This is a genomic window from Rheinheimera muenzenbergensis (assembly GCF_036984005.1).
Lineage (GTDB): Bacteria > Pseudomonadota > Gammaproteobacteria > Enterobacterales > Alteromonadaceae > Alishewanella > Alishewanella muenzenbergensis.
The window spans coordinates 1-271 of the sequence record NZ_JALAAR010000062.1; the positions used below are offsets into that span (position 1 = coordinate 1).

Annotated in this window: 1 protein-coding gene; it reads right to left on the reverse strand. The window is 53.1% G+C overall.

What is annotated here, in order from left to right; all coding sequences use genetic code 11:
- A partial coding sequence (locus tag MN202_RS20560; protein ID WP_472511574.1) for a phage terminase large subunit family protein occupies positions 1 to 257 on the reverse strand: 257 nt, incomplete at its 3' end.
- Positions 258 to 271: the final 14 nt, after the last annotated feature.

Consider the following 271-nt stretch of genomic DNA (forward strand, 5'->3'; position numbering starts at 1 on the left):
GGTGGCTCAATCTCTTCACCGGATGACGAAAACCAGAGAATGCCATCACGGGTCCAGATCCCGGTCTTTTCGCAGATATAACGGGCATCAGTAAAGTCCAGCTCCTGCTGGCGGATGACGCAGGCATTATGCTCGCAGAGATAAAACACGCTGGAGGGGTCATCCGGCGTCCATTTGAGGCCAAACGGCGTCTCTTTGTCGCCAAATTTAAGATACTGCTCCTCCCCGCAATGCGGGCAGGCAACATGAAAACGCATAAAATGCGGGGATT